The sequence below is a fragment of the Helicobacter mustelae genome (genome assembly GCF_900476215.1).
GTDB lineage: Bacteria > Campylobacterota > Campylobacteria > Campylobacterales > Helicobacteraceae > Helicobacter_H > Helicobacter_H mustelae.
The window spans coordinates 152,718-174,011 of record NZ_LS483446.1; the positions used below are offsets into that span (position 1 = coordinate 152,718).

The 21,294-nt window shown below is 43.8% G+C and carries 14 protein-coding genes; 5 read left to right on the plus strand and 9 right to left on the minus strand.

The window, feature by feature from the left end; genetic code table 11:
• Positions 1–497 precede the first annotated feature (497 nt).
• Positions 498–6,287 carry an autotransporter outer membrane beta-barrel domain-containing protein gene (locus tag DQN48_RS00695; RefSeq protein WP_013022476.1) on the plus strand — a complete coding sequence of 1,930 codons (5,790 nt, stop codon included), beginning with the start codon at positions 498–500 and terminating at the stop codon, positions 6,285–6,287.
• A gap of 255 nt (positions 6,288–6,542) precedes the next feature.
• On the opposite strand, the gene DQN48_RS00700 is transcribed toward DQN48_RS00695, so the two are convergent.
• The 5 genes from DQN48_RS00700 to DQN48_RS00720 all read right to left on the minus strand — a co-directional run bounded on the left by DQN48_RS00700 (position 6,543) and on the right by DQN48_RS00720 (position 11,335).
• Complete coding sequence (locus DQN48_RS00700; RefSeq protein ID WP_013022477.1) at positions 6,543–6,944, minus strand: hypothetical protein; 402 nt, start codon at positions 6,942–6,944, stop codon at positions 6,543–6,545.
• A 329-nt stretch (positions 6,945–7,273) separates the two neighbouring features.
• A complete protein-coding gene (tpx, locus tag DQN48_RS00705; protein ID WP_013022478.1) occupies positions 7,274–7,771 on the minus strand; it encodes a thiol peroxidase in 498 nt (165 codons plus the stop codon).
• A 93-nt stretch (positions 7,772–7,864) separates the two neighbouring features.
• Entirely contained in the window at positions 7,865–8,902 is a 1,038-nt protein-coding gene (locus DQN48_RS00710) for an AI-2E family transporter (RefSeq protein ID WP_013022479.1), read from the minus strand.
• A 249-nt stretch (positions 8,903–9,151) separates the two neighbouring features.
• Complete coding sequence (locus DQN48_RS00715) at positions 9,152–9,850, minus strand: outer membrane beta-barrel protein (protein WP_013022480.1); 699 nt, start codon at positions 9,848–9,850, stop codon at positions 9,152–9,154.
• Positions 9,851–10,294: 444 nt separating this feature from the next.
• Entirely contained in the window at positions 10,295–11,335 is a 1,041-nt protein-coding gene (locus DQN48_RS00720) for a cytochrome-c peroxidase (protein ID WP_013022481.1), read from the minus strand.
• 178 nt (positions 11,336–11,513) lie between these two features.
• On the opposite strand from DQN48_RS00720, the gene DQN48_RS00725 reads away from it, so the two are divergent.
• Both DQN48_RS00725 and ald read left to right on the plus strand, forming a co-directional pair.
• Positions 11,514–12,899: a sodium-dependent transporter gene (locus DQN48_RS00725; RefSeq protein WP_013022482.1), complete on the plus strand. Its 1,386-nt coding sequence runs from the start codon at positions 11,514–11,516 to the stop codon at positions 12,897–12,899.
• Positions 12,900–12,908: 9 nt separating this feature from the next.
• Entirely contained in the window at positions 12,909–14,018 is a 1,110-nt protein-coding gene (gene ald / locus DQN48_RS00730) for an alanine dehydrogenase (RefSeq protein WP_013022483.1), read from the plus strand.
• A gap of 161 nt (positions 14,019–14,179) precedes the next feature.
• On the opposite strand, the gene DQN48_RS00735 is transcribed toward ald, so the two are convergent.
• The 4 genes from DQN48_RS00735 to hemH are packed head-to-tail and all read right to left on the minus strand — an operon-like array spanning position 14,180 to position 19,933.
• On the minus strand, positions 14,180–15,565 hold the full coding sequence (locus DQN48_RS00735) for a hypothetical protein (protein ID WP_013022484.1): 1,386 nt from the start codon (positions 15,563–15,565) through the stop codon (positions 14,180–14,182).
• On the minus strand, positions 15,558–18,380 hold the full coding sequence (gene ccsA, locus DQN48_RS00740; RefSeq protein ID WP_013022485.1) for a cytochrome c biogenesis protein CcsA: 2,823 nt from the start codon (positions 18,378–18,380) through the stop codon (positions 15,558–15,560). The genes DQN48_RS00735 and ccsA overlap by 8 nt, the downstream gene beginning before the upstream one ends.
• Positions 18,381–18,404: 24 nt before the next feature.
• Positions 18,405–19,004 carry a SoxW family protein gene (locus tag DQN48_RS00745; RefSeq protein WP_013022486.1) on the minus strand — a complete coding sequence of 200 codons (600 nt, stop codon included), beginning with the start codon at positions 19,002–19,004 and terminating at the stop codon, positions 18,405–18,407.
• Between the two features lie 2 nt (positions 19,005–19,006).
• Positions 19,007–19,933: a ferrochelatase gene (gene hemH / locus DQN48_RS00750; protein ID WP_013022487.1), complete on the minus strand. Its 927-nt coding sequence runs from the start codon at positions 19,931–19,933 to the stop codon at positions 19,007–19,009.
• Positions 19,934–20,041: 108 nt separating this feature from the next.
• Here hemH and DQN48_RS00755 point away from each other — a divergent pair, with 108 nt between their 5' ends.
• Positions 20,042–20,461: a hypothetical protein gene (locus DQN48_RS00755; protein WP_013022488.1), complete on the plus strand. Its 420-nt coding sequence runs from the start codon at positions 20,042–20,044 to the stop codon at positions 20,459–20,461.
• Positions 20,462–20,538: 77 nt separating this feature from the next.
• A complete protein-coding gene (locus DQN48_RS00760; protein ID WP_013022489.1) occupies positions 20,539–21,201 on the plus strand; it encodes a 16S rRNA (uracil(1498)-N(3))-methyltransferase in 663 nt (220 codons plus the stop codon).
• Positions 21,202–21,294: the final 93 nt, after the last annotated feature.

Here is a 21,294-nt window from a genome sequence, read left to right on the forward strand (position 1 = left end):
CAAAATAGTTTTATAGAGAAACAGAAAACAAATTTGTAGGAGTTTTGCGGGGGGGGGGGGGGTGCATTTTGCTGCATCTCCCTAACAGAGGGATATAGCAGCTCTAGTCATGCAATCTTTTTTGAAAGAAAATCCAGTTTTTTTAAAAAAATGACAAAAATTTCTATCAAATGGGAATTTTTTGCATAAAAATACATTTTTTATCTCAAAAATTCTCCTCAATGGAAATTTATTATTGCTTTTTATTGCTTTGCTATTACCCTAAATCCTTAAGTATCACTTTCTAGATTTGCTATCACTGTACTTTTGTCTATCGCTGTTTTTTGCAGGTGTCTTAGCAGGTGGGTTTTCTCGCTGCTATCAGGTTTGCTTGAGAGGAATAACCACACGCAAAACACTAAACCCTTGCCCCTCCAACAACTTTCGCCAAAATCTTGATTTTTGCTAAAAGTTATGGGAAAATGCCAAAAAATTTAATTCTGAGGAGACTTCTCATTATGAATAAAAAATTCCATCAACCTTCTTGGGCGGAGAAAACCTGGGCAAATAGCAGCACAAATAAAAATGATTGCACAGATATAGCCAATGCTCCTAGTATAGGCTATTTCAAAAGGCCCTTAAGGGCCTTTGGCTCCTCTTGCTTCATCGCCTCTACGTTGGCATTTACTCTACAAACTGCTTTGGCTCAAGCAAGCACTACCACAAGCAATGCCCCCATTACCATTGACTCTGATAAGAAAGAAATTCCTGAAACGATTAATATCACTACTCCCAATCAAACAGCCATTGAATTCAAACCTACAAGCGCTACAACAAATCCTATTACAGCGCATTTAAAACAAAATACCTCTACAGTAACAGTGACAAGTAGTGTTACTACAGGGACAAATACAGGAATTGGCCTGGCTAGTGATGCGCAATCCGATGTTGGACTTATCATTACGGGTAAAAATAATACTACTAGCAGTGGAGGAGGTGGCACAGCCACCACCCCAAGCACTAGTGATGGCAGCATATTATTTAAAGGATTCAAAGCAGGGGATAAAATCATCAATTTTACTGGAGGGAGTCTGACCTTTGATAAGGTTTCTATAGCTGTTGATGGGCAGAGCACAACTGCCACACAACCCCAAGCACGCAGTGCAGACTCTTCCGCTGGGGCTAGCGGAGGGACTCTAGCTAGTGGTGCGAGTTATGGGATCTACAATGGTCCAGCAGCTAGCAGTGGAGGAAGTGGCAGCAGCAATGGCGCAACTGGCCTGATTTACAACTTTGGTACTACTACTTTTACAAACATCCAAGGAAAAGAGGGAAGAACTGGAGGCGGGGGTGTAATACGCAATCCTGGCACTGCCACTACTCCCGATTCTCAAAATGGGGAGAGCGGAGGATCTGCCATCGGAGTATGGATGGCAAATAATGCGACTTTTTCTGGAGTACTGAAGTTTGCAAACATTCAAGGAGGGAATGCTGGAGCTGCGATTAATGGAGGCAAGGGAGGCAATGGAGGCAATGCTATTGGGATCCAGGGTAATGATACTTCGAATGTAGCTCTTCACTTTGGAAATGGTACTGCTAGTAGTGATGGTGGTACTAAGCAAACTAGTACGGCCAATCAAATTATTTTTGAAAAACTCATTGCTGGCAATGGGGGCGCTGGTAATACAGGGACTAGTGGTGATGGTGGCAATGCTATTGGGATTTTTTTGGGTGAGCAGAGCAAGGGCATTACCCTTGCTGGTAGGGGACAGATTCTCTTTGGGCATATGGAGCAAGGGGATACATCAGCAGGGGCAGAGACGGGAAAAAATGGCGGTGTGTACATCATCAAAAATGATAGCACAACTACTGCTGGCAGTGGGGCTAGTGGAGGAGCCCCCACTCCTGTGAATAGTAATGTTGGCGGGGGGAATCTGACAATCGAGGATGGTGCCCAGATTGTTGTAGGGAGTATGCCAACAGGAAGCACAAATGCAAATACCTATACAGGGATTGTTGTGAATACTACTGATCCTTCTTTCGTCTCTCAATTTCAATTTGGTAGCAAAAATTCTACTTTGGTTATCAGAACAAAAGAAAGCGGATCTTTGGTCGGAATGAATATTACTCAGGGTGCTGTGCAAGCTCAGGGAAATTTTTTAGCTGGTGGTGCACCCAATACAACGGAGTCTGTGGAGAATACAGTGGTCAGCGGTATCAGCATTCATAGTGGCGGTGCACTCTTCTCTGATAGAGCAGGAAGCAATGATAATATATTGTATGTTTTTGCAGATGGTTTTCTTGGCAACGCAGGGAGCAGTGTAAAAGGTGAAAGCACCACAGGAGGAATTGGAGGAGGTGGGGGAAGTGCCATAGGCATCGCGCTCAAAGGTGGGACACTTGGTAGTGGAAAATTTGATCTGATTGTCAAGGGTGGCGATGGTGGAAATGGAGGAAGTGGGCAGATGGGAGGGAGGGGTGGCAATGCTACTGCGATCTCTAATGAAGGAAATAGCAAGATTATAAACTCTAACATACAAGTTGGAACCCTTGAAGCAGGGCAAGGTGGAAAAACTGGAAATGGAAGCGATGGAAGTGCTAGTGGGGCTAGAACTGGAAGCAGTGGCGCTGCATATGTACTCCAAAATCTCTCTGGCACGCTCACAATGCAAAATAGCACGATTACTGTGGGAGTAAAACCAATTCCTGGTTTTGAAGCAATCATCCAGGATGAAATGGGAAAATATATCTATGATTTTGGTAGTGGAAGTGCTAAAACCATTGCTAGCTTTTCTTCTAGTGATCTTTCCTCTGGAGGAAGTGATTCTGCAAGCTCTACTAAAGCACCCGCAAATCCAAGTCTTGCTGGTGTGCTACTAGGTACTGGCAAAACAACCTTCCAAGGAAATGCAGAGTTTACTGTTGCTAATACTAAGGGAGTGGCCGTTGGTATTTTGGGTGTTGCTACTCCTCCTTCTGCACCCACAGCGAGCAAGCCTACACCCGCTCCTGCACCTCAAACTCAACCCAGCGATCAGGGTCCTACTGGAAGTAGTGGAAGCACTGGAGTTCAAAGTGGTGAAGCTGGAAGATCGGATGCAACTAGCGGGCAGACCGCTCAAACTACGCAAGGGAGTCAAGATTCCACTACCACTACTTTGGCACAAACAGAGAGAGTAGCGCCTCCCGCAGCGCTAATTCCTAATACAAGCACTACGCTTGTATTAGGTGGGGAAAATGAAACAATTCCAACGCAACTTACCTTTAATCTCTCTGGTGAGAAATCTGACAGTGGTGCTGGCAATGCAGCAGGAAATAGCGATGGCGCTACCCCATTTTATAGCTATGGTGTTTTAGTGAAGGAGAATCACACTCTAAACCTTGCAGGTAGAGGAACAATTGTCTTTACCAGTCTTGGAAGCAATGGAGCAGTAATTGCCGTAGGAGTGGGGGGCAATGATGTAACTTCTTCAAATGGCGCAACAAAGGATCCCTCAACTAACGGTGGAGGTTCTCTCATCATCAAAGAAGGCGTGCGCATCATCGCAGGTAGTGCAGGACCAAGTGTTAAGGATGGGAATCCTGTGATTTATAGCAATCTTTCAGGTGCGAACTATCAATTTGGAAATAGTAGTAATAATACCGTTATCCTTGCTAATGGTGGCGCTAGCTCTAAGCTAGTGGGGCTTGGTGTAGCACAGAGCGCTGATATTAGCGGGAATCTAGAAGTCAAAAATGCTGCTAGTAATAGCAATGGAAGTGGAAGTTTTACGGGGATTTCTTTGGCGGGAGCAAAGGCGGAATTGAATGTTGTAGGCGCTACTGCGATTGCGGTAAGTGGAAATCCTACTGTCTCGGTTGTTCAAGGTGGCGGTGCTCAGTCTACTAGGGCTGTTGTGTTAGCTGGTGCTGGACAAACAAGCAATATTAATGTGGTAGGGATTAGGGGTGGTGGAAATATCACTCTCAATGACAATCTTGCACTCCTGCTTATAGGAAATACAGCTAGGGGGATCGATCCAGATGGCGGTGCCCTCAAACTCTCTGCAGGTCCTGCAAGCACCACAGGAGCAAAGACAGGAAGTACAGATGTCAGACAACTCATCATTCATGCCACTTCTACTAAAGCCGGTAGTGCTGGCCCAGTGATTGTAGATGGAAGTGTGGGAACCCTCATTGTAGGCAAGAATGTCAGTATCGTAGGCAGCAATAATACTAGTGCTGTGAGCTTTAGCACAACTGCTGGGAATGGAAAAGATAGCAGTGGCTCTACTGGAAGCAATAATACACAGGCTAGCCTCTATGGTAATGTGGCTAATGCACAATTTAAGCTAGGAAATACAATCCTAGATAGCAATAACTATGGAATCTATGCAGCACAAAATACTAACATCTCCCTAGCAGCAAACACCACGCTCAATATCACAGCACAACAAGCCTTTGGGGCAGCAAATAATGCAAATCTCAATGTGGCATTGGTAAATAGATCTGTGATTGAGATCCATGGTCAGGGTGGGACCATCAACACCCTAAGCTCAGATAAGGACACTTATGGAGCTGTGGTCTCTCTAGCAGGAAATAAACAAGAGCGAAGCATAAATACCACCTTCCGCACACTCACCATCAAAAACATCACTGCAAATCACGTTGATTTCAAAGTAATGGGCACCACCAAAGATTTAGGAACTGGCAAAAACAATGCCTTTGCTAGCATAGAGGATATTGGCAAAACCACCACAGCAGCAGGCACTGGCAAGACTCAAGGCAGTACTAGCACAGTTGTAGTTGCTGGAGGAAGTGATAGGATCATCATAGAAGGTGCCAATCAAAATAGCACTGCAAGCACTCCCAATGGTGGAGCTAGTGATTCTACCAAGGCGGCAGATAGTGGGAATGGATTTCAGAGAATTTCTGTTACCCAGCCAGGCTCCTTCTCTGTCAGTGGCGCTCTAGCTACCCCTGCGCCTTCAGCTACTCAAACCCCTGCAAATGTGCTCAATGAGACACTTAGCATTGGATTTATTAATGCCAATAGCTCAAGTAAGAGCCCCCAATATGCAGTCCTTGCAGAAGTCAAAAATGGCGCAGCAAATTCTGTGATCTTCAATGGCTTGAATAAGCAAGGAGATACTACAAAAATCACAAGTATCCAAGGCTTTGATCAAGGCATCTTTACTTTGGGTCGCAAAGATGTAAATGGCAATGCTTATTATTACACCAATCTAGCAGATAGAACCATTAGCCTCATGGCAGGAGCAAGGGATGCTACTCTAGCAGCACTTGCTAGTGGATATCAGCTCTATCTAGCCAATATCAATAGCCTCAATAAACGCCTAGGAGAGCTTAGAAATAATCCCAATGCCAATGGTCTATGGATTAGGCTCTTTAATGGTGAGCAGGTTACAAGATTTGCAGTAGATAGTAAATCTCTCTACACCACGCTGCAGGGGGGTTATGACTATGCCTTTGGAAGTGAAGGAGCCAATAACTATCTAGGATTTGCCATTAGCTATGCCAATGCAATCACTAGCACTAAGAACTTTGTGTTTGAAAATCAAGTCTTTGGACTCAAGGATGGCAATAGCAATGCACTGGAAATTGCACTGTATAACTCCTATGTACAAGATGGTGCAAGCAAAGATACCAAATGGCTCAATGGATTTTATAGTGATAGTGTGATAAAGCTAAGCATCATTTCTACATCCCTGCAGATGCAAGGACAGAATAACAAATACAACACCAATAATGCTGCCTTCACCTTCTCAGAGGAGATTGGTTATCGCTTCTTGCTAGGAGAGAATAATGAATGGTATATCACACCACAAGGAGAGGTGGCACTGGGTTATTTCAATAGCAATCAATTCACCCAAGCGCTCAATAATAACACTCTCTTTGGCAAGCAGGAAGCCATTATTACAGTGCGAACTCGTGCAGGTGCTAGCTTTGGCTATAAGTTTGATAAATTCACAGAGGGCAAGGGCTTTAAATCTGAGATTTATCTAGGTACATTCTATAGAGGTACCTATATCAGTGGTGGACAGGTCAACCTAGTATCTGCATATTCTGCCACTACACTCACTCCCTTTGTCTCAGGCAATGGCTTCTTGCTCAATCTGGGGACTAACTTCCTCATCAAAGACCATCACCGAGTCTATATTGACCTAGAGAGAAGCTTTGGTGGCTCCTTCATCACCAATTATCAATTCAATGTGGGATATCGCTATAGCTTTGGTGAGAATAAGAAATATAAACCAAGGATTGGTGTGCAAACACCAAATAGCATCAAAAAAGATGAGAGTAGCACATAAAGCCAAGAAAGTGATAATACCAAGCAGGAATAAAAGATATAAGAAAACAATAAAGAGACAAAAAATAGTAGGGGTGATTTTGCAAAAACTGCAAGGTTAGAGGTCTATGAATACCAAATACCCTGTCTATGGGGTGAGTTCTTAAAAATCAGATCGCGTGAGAAAAGCCCACGCGATCAAAGTAGGGGGATATTTATAAAAACCGTAAGATAGAGCCTATGGGCTGCATCCCTTGTGGTGTGAGCATTCAATCTTTTATTTTTTTTCTCTTTTTTTGTGTTCTTTTTCAGCGATCTGTGCATGTTTTCGCGCAATCTCTTCTCTTTTCTTGCGCTCTCTTTGTAGTATCTGTGCTTCTTTTTTCTCTCTTTGCTGTTGGTATTGGTGTTTTCTTTGTGCCTCCAACTCCTGTCTTGTCTGCTTGCGCTCAAGTCCGTGATTTTGTCGATGGTGCGCATCTTGCCCCTGGTATTTCTTCTCTTGTTTTGCTTGTTTGGTGCTGATTCTTTGGTCTTTGTGGTTTTGACTATCTGTGTTTAGATATGCGACTTTTGCTCCATGGAGACTCTTGCTATCAAATGTATCGCTATGCCCTTTTTCTTGTGGAATTGCGAAGGTCTGGGCTAAAAATGCCAAAAATATCAAGATCTTTTTCAAGTTCACTCCTTTGTATGAAATCCAGCCAAATTCCTTTGGCCCATCTGAGAGCCGCCATGTTCCCCTAGCATGGGGCCACCCAAACTCCCTATACTACCAGAAAAAGTTTAGAAATGTCCCTTTCTGACCTCTGTGCTCAAGATGGATTTTTGGAGAGTTTGATTTTCTTTTTCAAGGGTTGTGGGAGGAGGTGTCTGAAATTGGGCGAAATTTTATGAGGCATACACGGGAATTTTATCCCGATAAAAAATGCGGCGGGTTTGGGGTGCAATGGGAAAAATAGTGGGTGTAACAAATGCAAAAACCCTCTTTGAGAAGAGGGCATGCAATCAGTGGATGACTTTTAGCGGGGCATCGTAGTTGGGCTCGTGAGTGATCTCTTCACTGATTTCTTGATAGATGATTTTACCATGTGGGTCCACCACGATCACAGCTCTTGTAAGCAGGCCTGCAAGTGGGCCTTCGCCGATTCTCAAGCCATATTCTTTACCAAAGGCATGATCTCTAAAATCACTGGCTACAGTGAGATTTTCTATACCTTCAGTGGAGCAGAATCGACCCTGTGCAAAGGGAAGGTCCACCGAAACCACAAAGACACTGGCATTTTCAAGTTCACTGGCTTTTTTGTTGAAATTTTTTGCTTGGATTGCGCAAACCTCTGTATCTAGGCTTGGTACGACATTGATGATCTGATATTTGCCCTGCGCTCCACCAATTTTTACTTCGGAGAGATCCTTGCCTACGAGAGTGACTTCAGGCGCATTTTCGTTTACTTTTTTTGGTTCTCCTGCTAGAGAGATTTCTTGAGATTTAAATTTTACTTTCATTTTTAATCCTTAAAAATTTTTTTGTAAATCAATCCCATGAGCATGTATACACTCATGGCGCTTTTATTATAGTGGAAAATTCAAATTTTGCACTTAAATTTTGAAGCGGCGCTGATATAACCGCCATAGAGCGATAAAAAACGCCGTGATTGCAGGGCCTAACAAGATCCCCCAAAATCCAAATGTGCTAAACCCTGCAAAAATGGCAAAAAAGATGATGAGCTCATTGATTTTGAGGGGCTTGCTTAGTAATTTGTGATTGAAGAAAGTGATGATGATGGGTTTGATGACATTGTCAATCACAAAGGCGATGAAGATGAGTGCATAGAGTGAGATGATGATGGCATGCTGGAAATGTCCCAAAAAGATCTCAAAGCCTGCCACCGGGATCCATACAAGTGCTCCACCCACTACAGGGACTAGGGAAGCGATGCCATAGCAAATCCCCAAAATCAGCGCATGCTTGTAATGGAAAAATGACAAAAAGATGCCAAAGGCCAGGCCTTGCAAAATCATATTGACAAGCGAGGTTAGCAAAACGATCTTGAGCACACTGCTCACCTCCTCAAAAATATGATGACCTTGTTTGATATTAAGGGGCAGAGCGCGCAGGATGCCAAGATAGATGCTCCTACCATGATAAAAAAACAAAAATAAAAACAGCAAAATAAAGCCAAGATCCATAAAAAAATGCAGACTCTCGCTGCCAATATAAGAGCTAACACTAAGGCTTAGCTCAGCGATTTTCTGGGCAGAGAGATTTTGCAGCAGAGTTTGGATATGGGCTGTAATCATGGGGAAATTGGAAAGAATCTCCTTGATTCCCTCTCTGCTAGACTGGAAATAATAGAGGATGTCTTGGGCCTTGAGCGCAGAAAAAAACATAATGGACTGCTGGATGAGAAACACCAGAGGCAGGACAAAGAATAGCATCAAGAAGATTTCAATGCTAAGCGTGGCTAGGAGGTTTGAGCGCAAGATGTTATAGAGGCGTTCTTTGAGTCCAAAGGTGGCGATACAAATAAGTCCCGCAATGAGTGCATCTACCAAAAAAAAACGATAGAGATAGAGTGTGGATAGCGTGATGCATGCAAATAATATAATCAAAATGAGGCTTTTGGAATTTGTCATAACTCTCCCCCTGTTTGGATATCGCAGCCTCATGGCCTGCGTGGGAAATCTGCTCTTATTTTGGCTTTTGTTTTTTAATCTTTTTCAATCTTGCTTGAAAGCTTTTCTTTTTTGTGCAGGCGCAAGTTTCATGCATCATGAAAAAAGCACGGGGTGCAAAGAAGTGTAAAAAATAGCAGATGCTACAAAAATCATAAAAAAATCACCCAACCCCTTGGGTTGGGAAAAAGCCAAAAAAACACATGGTGTTTAGAATTTGTAGTGGTAACTGATTTGCACGATGTAGCCGCGGAATTTCACAGACCCATCCCCCGAGGTAGTAGCATTTGTCTTGACATCATAGCCCGTTGGTACATTTTTCAGACGATAATCCAGGCTTAAAACCGGGAGCTTTGCTCCCAGTGAGAGACTATGCTTTTGGTTGAAATCATAGTTTACGCCCACATTGATGGGGAGGGCAAGGCCACCCTGTCCGCTGCCACCAATGGCAAAATTTGAAGCTGAAAAGAGATTGTTATCTGCCACTTTCCAAATGGGATTGACTGCCTGATAGCCCAGTCCTACGCCTACATAGGCACTTAGGGATTTTGATAGATGGTGATAATAATCGATGTTTGCGACAAGTAGGGTCTCTTGAATGTTTGCATTGACTTGGATGACATTGTTGTCCCCACCTGCTCCCTTGCCATAGCTGGCACCATAGTTGTAGCTGATGTAGTATTTCAAGCCATTGAGATCAGAAAAAGCCTGCTTGTAGCCCGCATCCACACCTACATTCCAGCCCACGCTCGTTGTGGAGGGTAGCACCATTTGATTTTTTTCCATCGCGCCACCATAGGTCTTGGTGCCAATGAGGATCCCTCCGCTAAGACCCAAAAAGAACCCGCTGCTATTGGTGTTTGCATTTGCCGCTGCAAAGAGCAGTCCTGCTAATGCGATTTTTTTCATGTTTTATCCTTTTTGTGAAATGATTTGAAATGGGCCACGTGATTCTATCATGTGTAAAAAAATCAAAGCAAAACATTTTCATTTTGCAATTTCTAAAATATGAGAAGAATTACTAAAAAGAAGCAAAAAAGCGCGTAGAGATTTTGAAAATTGAGCTGGGACTTTCAAAAACTAAGAGAGGGGAGAGGAATGAAAAAAAACAGCGTTGGATAAAATGGATAGTGGAGGGCGGCGGGGAGTTTGAAAAAATAAAACAGGGAGAGCAGTAGCGCGAGATTGTGAGGAGATGAGCCACTTACACTCAGACCTGCGCCCACGGGCAGCACTAAAAATAGCCAGGAGCGTAAAATACTAGCCAGGAGAGCAGTAACGTATCCATCAATCCCGCCCGCATACGCGCTAAACCCGCGAGCAAAATTAAAATAACTCAGCGCGGGCAAGGCATTAGAGATGGGGTTTGGGTGTGCTAGGAAGGCCAGCAGGCAAGATGGGGTAGATGATTTTTGGTTTGGAGCCAGTGAGTGCGTCAAAGAAAACTTCGATTTTCTTGGCGTCTGCATCATTGATGTTGATGCCAAGCTGGATGGCACCCATTTCTTTGATGGCATCTTTGACATCCCAGAATTGGCCATTATGGAAGTAGGGCATGGTCTCTGCGATATTGCGCAGCGTAGGGACTTTTACCATGTTGTTTTTATCGCCTTTGAATCCACCAACATTTGCGAATTTATAAGGTTTGACGATGCCAAAGGGCTGCATGGTTCCGCCTAGGTTGATGCCATTGTGGCAGCCTGTACAGCCTTTGTCGATAAAGAGATTGAGACCCTCAAGCTCTTCTTTGCTTAGTGCCTTGACATTTCCTCTGAGGAAATCATCATAGCGGCTTGGGGTGACTAGAGTCTCTTCAAACATCGCAATGGTGTCAGCGATGAGCTTAAAATCGATTTTGACTTTGTTGCCATAGGCTTTTTTGAATTCTTTAACATAATCTGGCATGGAGAGGATTTTTTGCACCACTAGTTCTGGGCTGGCAGCCATCTCTACGGGGTTTTGAAGCGGGCCCTGGGCTTGATTGCCTAGATCATGGGATCTTCCATCCCAGAACTGGAAATTATTAAAGACAGAATTATAAACAGTGGGGGAGTTGAGGCTCTTGGGATTGGGCTGCCATTTGTTGCCAACTGCGCTGGGGATGAGATCCACGCCGCCAAGTCCTAGGTTGTGGCAGGTATTACAAGAGATGAGGTTGGAATTGCTTAAACGAGGATCAAAATAGAGTTTTTTGCCCAGTTCAATCTGGGCTGGGGTCATGAGATTTTTGTATCCTGTGTTGAGCTCTTTTGCTTTTTTCAGCTGATAGTCCTCTAGTGTCTTGCCCTCAGGGATGGGTTTGAGTCCTGTGTCTAGGGCTTTTTTGAGGGTTTCTTGTGGGGTGATGGCATGGGCCATGAATAGGGTCATAATGAGTGTAAAAAGCTTTTTCATTTTTACTCCTTTTTGAGATTGATTCAAGCGGGAATCATAGCACTTTTTCCTAAATTTTGGGAATTAAAGAAACATTTTTGATGCAAGGAAGGTAAAAAAGCTTTTTTCTAAAAGGTAAAGATTTTTTTTGTGGTTATAGTGAATTTTTGATTCAAATTGCTATCTCAAGGAGTTTATTTTGAAGCGACAAACTTGGTCTAGTCAACTTACCTATATTTTGACGGTGGCAGGGGCCACCATTGGTTTTGGTGCGACTTGGCGATTTCCTTATATGGTGGGGGAGCATGGCGGAGGCGCTTATGTGTTGGTGTTTTGTATCGCGATGATTTTGATCGGGGTTCCCATGATTTTGGTGGAGAATGTCATTGGCAGGCGCGCGCATACAAATTCTGTGGATGCATTTGGCCCAAAAGCCCAAAATATCCCCATCACAAGAGCATGGAAGATTTTGGGTTATATGGGAATGATTGGATCTTTTGGCATCATGGCCTATTACATGGTGCTAGGAGGCTGGGTGATCTCTTACATCGTAAATATTGCTGGCTCGCTGTTTGGGATGCAAGGCAGCCTAGATCTCTCCACCCCTATCACCAAAGAGGCCACCTCGGCTTTTTATTATGAGAGCATTGAGCATTCTCCTTTTATGATTGGGCTGTATACATTTATCTTTGTAGCGATCAATTGGTTTATCTTGCGGAAGGGTGTGATTGATGGGATTGAACGCTCGATGAAGTATCTTATGCCCCTTTTGCTCATCTGTCTCATTGGCATGGTGGTGCGCAATCTTACGCTAGATGGTGCACTAGCTGGTGTGAAGTTTTATCTCATCCCAGATTTTTCCAAAATCACTCCATCTATATTTTTGTATGTGCTAGGCCAAGTCTTTTTTGCGCTCTCTCTGGGATTTGGTGTGATGATCACGCTCTCTTCTCATCTCAACAAAAAAGAACAGCTCTTCAAAACTGCTGCCATCACAGGCATCATCAACACCATCATTGCGGTTATGGCGGGATTTATGATCTTCCCCTCTCTATTTAGTGTGGGGTTGGAGCCAGATTCTGGGCCATCGCTGGTCTTCAAAAGCCTGCCCATCGCATTTTCGCAGATGCAATTTGGCAGCTTTTTTGCCATCGTGTTTTTTGTATTGCTTTTGACAGCAGCTCTGGCTACTTCTATTACCATCTATCAGGTGATTATCAGTGTCCTGCAGGAAAAATTTCATTTTTCCAAAAATAGCGCGATTAATGCTACACTAATTGGAATTTTTTTGCTGGGAAACATCCCCTGCGTGCTGACATATGGGCCATGGGAGGATATTAGAATTTTTGGCAGAAATATTTTTGATGCTTTTGATTTTATTAGCGGGAATATTTTTTTCGTGCTCACTGCGTTGGGCTCGAGTATCTTTGTGGGCTGGGTGCTCAATCGCGAAGCCATCAAAGAGCTTGATAATGGGAAGCAAGAGCCATCAATGTTGGCGCGGATATGGTTGGGATATGTGAGATACATCATCCCTTTTGTGATTTTGGCTGTATTTATCAGCGGATTTATCATCAAAGTTTAGGAGGAATAAATGATTATTGGTTGTCCAAAAGAGATTAAAAATCAGGAATATCGTGTGGGGCTCACCCCGGCAAATGTTGCAGAATACAAGGAGCATGGCCATGAGATCTATGTAGAAAGGGGTGCGGGTGTAGCCATTGGATTTGAGGATGGGGATTATGAAAGGTCTGGTGCGATTCTCACAGATAAAAAGACATTGTTTGAAAAAGCCCAGATGATCATCAAGGTAAAAGAACCCATAAAAGAGGAATATCATTTTTTCAAAGAGGGGCAGATCCTCTATACCTATTTGCATTTGGCTGCAGATCGCGAGCTCACAGACATGCTTTTGGAGAAAAAGATTACAGCCATTGCTTATGAGACCATCAAGGTGGGCAATCTCCTGCCCTGTCTTGTACCCATGAGCTCTATTGCTGGGCGTCTCTCTGTGATTCAGGCGGCCAAATATAGTGAAAAGACTTTTGGCGGGGGTGGGATTTTGCTAAGCGGGGTGCCTGGCACGCAAAATGGCAAGGTGACCATCCTGGGAGGTGGTGGCGTGGGATTTAATGCCGCCCAGATCGCTGCGGGAATTGGTGCTGAGGTGCGTGTGCTAGATATTGATGTTAATCGCCTAGCCTATATTGATCAGATTTTTGACATGCGCATAAAAACTCTCTTTAGCAATCGCGGGAATCTTTTGGAATGTCTCAAGGATACAGATGTGCTAATTGGAGCGGTACTTATCCCCGGGGCCAAGGCGCCAAAACTGCTCAAAAAAGAAGATCTCAAATTTATGAAAAAGGGCGCTGTGGTGGTGGATGTGGCCATCGATCAGGGAGGCTGCTTTGAAACCTCTCATGCCACCACCCATGATAATCCTGTTTTTGAGGTGGATGGGGTTGTGCATTATTGTGTGGCAAATATGCCAGGCGCTGTAGCAAAGACTGCCACACTCGCACTCACAGATACCACGCTACCCTATGGGCTCATGATTGCAAATCTAGGGGCTAAGGAGGCGTGCTTAAAAAATCCTGCAATCTTGCAGGGGCTAAACACCTACCAGGGCAAAATCACCTACCAGGGCGTGAGCCAGAGCTTCAACCTTCCCTACACTCCAGCAGATTCCCTCCTGCAATAATTTTCTACTCGCTTATCCTCCTCCACATTGGGGAGGATTTCAAATGCTTCCCTCACATTACTCTAAGTTGCCCTTCTTTCTCTCTTGGTATGAGGATTCAGGGATATCACTCCTCCCACAGTGGTGTGGGAGTTTGAGAGCGTTTTTTTGCTAAAGGAGGGTTATTTTCGATCCAATCGCAAAATGTCTCGGAGTTCGAATTTTGTGTAGAGATTATTGATATTGCCCTGGAGATGGAAGCCAATGGAGCTATTTTTGATGCGCATGGTTAGTGGTGCATCCAGTGTCATTTTTTCTAGATCTAATTCTAGCGCATCGCTGCGAAATCCCATGTTTTGGCTTTGGAGGGAGAGGTTTTTTAGGGTCGCATGTCTTTTGTCAAAGTCAATGTGAAGCGGAGCATCATCAAATTGCTCAGAGCTGATTTTGAAGTGTGTGTATCTAGCGATGAGATCAAAAAACACATTGGTCTTGATAGAAAAATCGCTCAAAACCCCATCAAATTTGCCCTTGCCAGTGGGCAGGGAATAATCCAGTGTCCCATCGACCCTGCCATTGAAATTCTGTGGGATCTTCATAAAGACTAGGAGTTTTTCTAGATCGCTCTGCTCAAATTCTGCTTTCAAATCTTGATTTTGCACCCTTGCATGAATCTGTCCACCAAAGCTTTGTGTGTCAAAATCTAGCACAAATCCCTCTTTTTGATTCTTTCTGATGGAGCCAGAGCCTTCCACTGGAAAGTGGATTTTTGCTTTGGGGTTGATCGCAGAGATTTGGGGGAGGTTTAGCTTATAGTCTAATTTGAGGTGATCTTTGGTTAGATTGAGGTTTTCTAGTTGGGCCTCATAGGCACTAGATCGCAGCACTCCTTGAGCAAGGATGTCAAAATCCTCTCTGAGTTTGCCCTCGATTTTGCCATCAAAGCTCTGTTTTAGAAGTTGATTGAGGAAGGAGAAATGTGTGGGTTTGCTTAGGAAACAAACCCCTCTAAGATCCAGTGAGAGGCTGCCCTCTGTGTTTTTCCTTTTGTCGATGATGATGTCTGCGATTCCTTTTAGCTGCGGAACTTGCGTGGATAGGATGGGTAAGAGTTCTTCTAGATGTAGACCCATGCCTTGGAAATAATAGTGCTCTGTGCGGGAGTCTTTGAACTGCGCGATGAGGCTGCTTTGAGATGAGGCGATGTTGCTAGAGAATTTGGCTAGGAAATCCTTGGTGGTGCCCTCAATCTTGCCTGATAGGGTGAAATTTTTTTTGATGGAATAGCTCTGGCCCTTGATGGTGAGATCAAAACTCTTGCTAAGCAGAGAGTAGCTTCCTTTGACTTGGATTTTTAGTAGATCTTTATAGAGGAGTTGTGCGCCCACATCCCCAAATCCCATCTGAAAATCTTGCAATTCCAAATCCCTGGAAAAATGTGTGGAGATGTAGTCTTGGAGCAAGGGTTTGGTGAAAAATTTGCCCATCTGCGTGAAAATAAGCAGGTAGCCAAATCCGCCTATAAGCAGGAGCAAAATAATGAGGCTAAGAGTGAATTTTTTAAGCATGGGATTTGTCTTTTTTTGGGATGGCAAGGAGGGCTAAAAGAATCGTGGCTGCTATGAAAAAATACACAAAAGTGGGCACAGGGACGGGGTCGCCAGCAGCATAGCTGTGCATGCCTGAGAGATAATAATTGACTCCAAAATATGTCATGAGGATGGAATAAAATCCCAGCACGCTAGCAAGTCCAAAGACATAGGACATGTTTTGAAATCCAATGAAGCGCAGATGCAAGATGATAGCATAGACACCGATGGAAATCAGTGCCCAGGTCTCTTTTGGATCCCAGCTCCAGTAGCGCCCCCAGGATTCATTAGCCCACACCCCCCCCAAGAAATTCCCCACAGTGAGCATCAAAAGACCTAGGATCATGGCCATTTCATTGAGTGCAGTGAGAGAAGCGATGCTTTTTTGCAATTGCAATAGACTTGTTTTGGAAAATTTTTGAAAGATTAGCAAGATAAGTGTAATCACCCCCAAGATAAAGCAAAGTGCTAAAAATCCATAGCTTGCTGTGATGACGGAGACATGGATATTGAGCCAATAGGACTTGAGCACTGGTACTAGTGGAGTGATCTGGGGATCCATGAAACCTAGATTTGCCACAAAGAGGCTGATGCCAGCGAGAAATAGACTCGCAGCCAATGCCAGATTGTATTTCCTTAAAAAGATCATGCCTGCCACCCCACTGGCCCAGGCGATGTAGAGCATGGATTCATAGGCGTTGCTCCAGGGGGAGTGATCACTCACATACCAGCGCAGCAAAAGCGCGATGGTGTGGATGAGCAAAAGAATCAAAGCCAGGCTATAGATGCCAAGATTTAGCACTTTGTGCAGTGGGCGATCTTTAATGATGCAAACAAGCATGAGGACAAAAAGCAAGAGCCCTAGCAAGATATAGGGCACAATGAGCTTGTTGAAAAGATTGCTTTGATTTAAGAAAATCTCTGCTTTTAGTTTTTTTTCGGACAGATAGAGGGTGGAGGTTTTTTGGAGTTCTGAGATTTTTTGGAGCACAAGATCCACTCCATTCCAGTCATTATCCATCACCCCAGCATCAAAGGCCTGGAAAAATTCCTTTAGGATATTAGAGATTTGGTGTGCAGTGTGTTGATCTGCTTCTTGGAAAAGATTGAGGGGATCGAGCCATTTTTGTGTATGGGGGAGGGGGAAGATCTTGAGGAATCCGCCGCTAAAAATGCTATAAGTGAGATTTACCCTCTCATCAACCTTGAGAAGATTTTTATCAAAAGTGCTGCGCTTTGCAGGATTGGTCTGGTTGGCTTCTTCGATGTAATTGTGGAGCTTGTAGGAAAAATCCTGTGTGAAAAAATCCAAGAAAGAAGCATAGTTATCCTTTGGTGGGAGGCCTAGGATTTTTTTGATAGCAGGATCGTGGACATAGATGATTTTCAAGCTTTTCCAGATACTAGGATAGAGCATCATGCCTAAGAACATTTGATTGTTGCTCATGCCCAAAAAATGGTCCTTTTTGGTGATTTTGTGCACGATGTTGGTAGCAATGGTATCAATGGGCTCGATCCTGCCAGAGGGGTTTTGGAGCTGGAGATGGGAGAATTTCTCTGCATATACCGCGCTATTTTCTCTGAATTTGATGAGGAATTTGGCCATTTGCTCTGCATTGAGGATGGGTGGGGTGCCCTCTTCAAGAGATGTGGATTTTTGCGAAGAGTCTATAGAGGTGGAATTTTTGGCATTCTTGGTAGCGTGCGTGGTCTCTGCTTGCTCAGTAGCATGGCTTGGAGTGAAAAGGGCAAGCGTGGAAAGAAGCAAGAATGCAAGGCTTGCGATTTTTTGTTGCTGCAGGAATCTTGCGAGTTGATGGAATCTGCCTTTTTTGCTCAAAAGCACCCAAATGGCTCCCAAGATTAATAGGGCATAGCCAAAATATGTGACATTCTTGCCAGGGTCTTTGTTGACGGAGAGGATGGTGCCTTTTTCATCTTGGTCATAGGAGGATTGGTAGAAGCGATAACCCTCATAATCTAAAGTATTATTCATAAAAATGCGATAGGGCATGATGGTCTTGCCATCACTGTCTAAAACCTCTACCTCAGAGGCGTAGGAAGAAGGGCTCATGGAGCCTGGATAGCGCTCAAGCTCAAATTTTTGGAGCTTGATTTTGAAGGGGAGGAAGATCTGATGATTTCCCCAGCCAACAAAGATTTTGATATCCCCAAAGCTTCCGCGATCAAACTCCCTTCCATTGCCAAAATGATAATCATGAGTCTTGCCATCATAATGTGCAGTGAGGTCAATGAGCAATAAATCATCCTTTTTTTGCTCAGTCATTTTTGCTATCTTGAAATCTTCTAACTGCAATTCCTTGCCAAAAATCTCTGTTTTGATGGGTTTGATTTTGGCATTTGCCATCAGGGGGAGTTGGAAGAATTTTGCCTGCTGCTGGCCTTTTTGGTTGATGGCAATGATGTTTAGCGTAGGGTCTTGGGATATCATAAAATCCACGCTACCTCCCTCTCTGATGTGCATGGTGCCCTCAAAGCTATAGATCCTTGTGATCCCTGCACCAATGATGATGAAGACAAAAGAAAGATGCAGAATAATAGCGCCATATTTCTTGCCCTTCCAATAAGAGGAAAATAACAGCGAGCAAAGCAGAGCAATGAGGAGATAGATGTTTAGCGCATCAAACCACCAGGCTTGGTAGATTACAATTTTTGCAATGCGCGTGCCATAATCATTTTCGATGAAAGTCCCCACCCCACAGGCAATCGCATAGATGGCAATCATGGGTAAAACGACTTTGAAAGAACAAAAAAAACTTTTTAGTAACTTCATTTTTTTCCTTGAAATTTTCTTTTTTTAGTTGAGATATTTTCGCAAAAGTCCCATTCTCTCTTTTGCATCCTTTGCCTTTTTCCAGGAGCCCTCAGTGATGAAGGCTAGGATTTTTTGGAATTCTTCTGGCCTCACATAGCCAGGGATCTCTAGGATGGTTTTGCCATCTTTTTCGCCAAAAATGAGAGTGGGGGTGACGCGAATGGAATAGATATTATTGGCAAGCTGGGAGGTCATGACTTTTGCGCTTTGGTGATCGCTGAAGGAAAAATTATGGGTTTTTTCATAGCTGATGTTGATGTAATAGGGGGAGAAATCTTTTTTTAGCTCTTCTTGCAGGTCTTTGTGTTTTTTGAGATCATTTTTTAGCTTTTCGCAATAAGAGCAGTTGTTTTTTCCAAATACAAGAAGGAGGTATTTTCCATTGGCTGTAATGTCGCCTGTGTCTTGAAAGACCCCCTCTAAGCCCGCATAGCTTTTTTTATCAATATTTTGGGCAGCGTCTTTTGCATCCTGTTGCATTTCCTTGCCTGAAGAAAATGCGTTGGAATCGATTTTCTTGTCATCTTTGCATCCCACAAAGAAAAGCCCCAATGCCAAAAACAAACCAGAAAAAAACCTCATCTTTACTCCTTTTTCAAAAAATGTAAAATAATCTCAGCCATAGCATCGCTGGCATTCAAGCAGGGACAAAGGATAAAATCCCTCACCCCAATTTGTTCAGCCAGCTCGCGATATTGGATATCAAGCTCAAAAAGTGTCTCGGAATTATCAATGGTAAAGCTTAGGGGATAGATAATGAGATTTTTGTCTTTGTGTTGGGAGATGAGATCTTTGGTGCTGGGACCAATCCACTCCATCTTGCCCACGCGTGACTGATAGCCAAGCAATACATTCTCAAAGAAAATCTCGCGCTTCTCTAGCTCTTTGCAAATGCCCTGCAAACTTGCCTCACATTCCTTCTGATAGGGATCGCCACGATCAATGATGCTTTGGGGTAGGGAATGGGCAGAAAATAGCAATGTATAATCCCTTGCATTTTTTTTGCCTAGATTTTCTATGATGCTTTGTGCAATGGCTTTAAGATAGGTGGGGGCATTGTAATAGCGCTCTGTGAAGTGAATTACAGGCTTATAGTTTAGCTTTTTTAGGCATTTTTCCACTTCTTTGAAGGAAGAGAGCGTGGTGGTGGTGGAATACTGGGGATACATGCTAAAGAGATGGATTTTTTGGATGTTTTTTTGTTGCATCTCTTGCAGGGCCATTTCTGTGTAGGGAGGGGCATAGCGCATGGCATAGGAATAGAAATTCTCTGGGTCTTTTTGGCTGAGATTTTGGCATAGCGCAAAGCTCAGCTCCACCATGGGGGATTTGCCACCAATGGCGCGGTAATTATCTTTGGCAATCTCTAAGCGCTTTTTGATGATGTTGTATCCCACAAACTTGCGAATCAAAGGATTTTTTATGGACAAAATATAAGGATCGTTGAACATATTTCTCAAAAATACTTCCACTTCACTTAGGTGGCTTGGTCCTCCCATATTCAAAAGCAAAATACCCTTTTGTATTTGTCATCCTTTAGTTTTGGCGGAATTCTACCACATCCTCCCTGCCAAAGTAAATAAATGTGCTAGAATAATCCCTTCAAAAAGGAGCCCTTCATGGATGATAATTTGACTCTGCAAGCAATCGAGCAACTCCGCTCCTATCATAAATTTTTTGCCCTGCTTTTGGCTGGGATTTATTTGATGGATTTTGGTATTTTGTGGACGCAAAAAAACTATGCCACCCTCAACAAAAGGCTTTGGTTTTTCATGCCATTGATTTTTTGTCTGCTGGCCATCATCTTTTTGCTAGGCATCTCTCTTTGGGCGATGATGGGTTTTGTCTTTGAGGGGAGGATCTTTGAGATGTGTGCGGTATGGGTGGTTTTTCTCTCTCTTGAGATCATGCGCAGCAAAATCCTAAAAAGATCGCGTATCAGTTTGGCGGGGATGAAAAAATATGTGCGCTTTTGCAAGATTTATTATGGCTGTGGATTTGGGATCTTTGTGGTTCTCTTTATGCTTTGGAGCAGGTAAGAGATGGGGGCTGTGCAAGGAGGGGTTATGGGCTTTTTGGTTCTTGGCTTTGTGGGGTCTTTGCTTTGGAGTAGGTGATGCGCTTTTGTTATCACAAAGAAAGCGGCAGCCATGAGCTTTGTATAGAGGGGGAGTTATTTGTCCATCTCTACAAATCTCGCCGCACCAAAAAAGAAACCCCACTTGCTTTTTGTAATCTCATGGATGGGAAGCTCCATCATTATGTGCAGGTAGAAATCACCAAAAAAAGCGCGCTCCTATCTCTGCAATCTAGCCAGGATTATGTCGTGCTGCCCAAAAAAACGCATCTGCTCTGGGCCATCACAGAGAGTAAAAACATCGAGAAAACCCTGCCCATACTCAATCAACTAGGTGTGCGTAAGCTCAGCCTCTTTTATGCAAATCGCTCCCAAAGAAATGAAAAAATCTCCCTCCCTCGCTTAGAGAAAATCCTTATTGCAAGCTGTGAGCAATGCGGCAGATCCACCCTTATGGAGTTAGAAATATTAAAAAATACAAAAGAAGCATTAGCACTCTATCCTAGTGCTAAGATCCTACATTTTGGCGGGAAGTGCTTTGGGCAGGGTGATTTTGAGCATGGTGTGATGATCGGTCCTGAGGGGGGGTTTGATGCAGAGGAGGTGAGGGCATTTCTAGGGCATGAGATTCTGGGCATTGATGGGGGCATCGTGCTTAGAAGTGAGAGCGCTGCCCTCTTCATAGCAGCCCTAGGACTCTAGTCTTTTTGCCATTGATTCTCTCGCGGATTTTGTTTTGCGCTGGGTCTTTTCTTGTGTGAGTAGGGGGCGGGGGAGCGAGCTTGGGGTGGGAGA

Bases quoted from the DNA above. Each gene is read 5' to 3' on its own strand.
- DQN48_RS00695 (WP_013022476.1), top strand. From the start codon at position 498: ATGAATAAAAAATTCCATCAACCTTCTTGGGCGGAGAAAACCTGGGCA.
- tpx (WP_013022478.1), bottom strand. From the start codon at position 7,771: ATGAAAGTAAAATTTAAATCTCAAGAAATCTCTCTAGCAGGAGAACCA.
- DQN48_RS00710 (WP_013022479.1), bottom strand. From the start codon at position 8,902: ATGACAAATTCCAAAAGCCTCATTTTGATTATATTATTTGCATGCATC.
- DQN48_RS00715 (WP_013022480.1), bottom strand. From the start codon at position 9,850: ATGAAAAAAATCGCATTAGCAGGACTGCTCTTTGCAGCGGCAAATGCA.
- DQN48_RS00720 (WP_013022481.1), bottom strand. From the start codon at position 11,335: ATGAAAAAGCTTTTTACACTCATTATGACCCTATTCATGGCCCATGCC.
- ald (WP_013022483.1), top strand. From the start codon at position 12,909: ATGATTATTGGTTGTCCAAAAGAGATTAAAAATCAGGAATATCGTGTG.
- DQN48_RS00735 (WP_013022484.1), bottom strand. From the start codon at position 15,565: ATGCTTAAAAAATTCACTCTTAGCCTCATTATTTTGCTCCTGCTTATA.
- ccsA (WP_013022485.1), bottom strand. From the start codon at position 18,380: ATGAAGTTACTAAAAAGTTTTTTTTGTTCTTTCAAAGTCGTTTTACCC.
- DQN48_RS00745 (WP_013022486.1), bottom strand. From the start codon at position 19,004: ATGAGGTTTTTTTCTGGTTTGTTTTTGGCATTGGGGCTTTTCTTTGTG.
- DQN48_RS00755 (WP_013022488.1), top strand. From the start codon at position 20,042: ATGGATGATAATTTGACTCTGCAAGCAATCGAGCAACTCCGCTCCTAT.
- DQN48_RS00760 (WP_013022489.1), top strand. From the start codon at position 20,539: ATGCGCTTTTGTTATCACAAAGAAAGCGGCAGCCATGAGCTTTGTATA.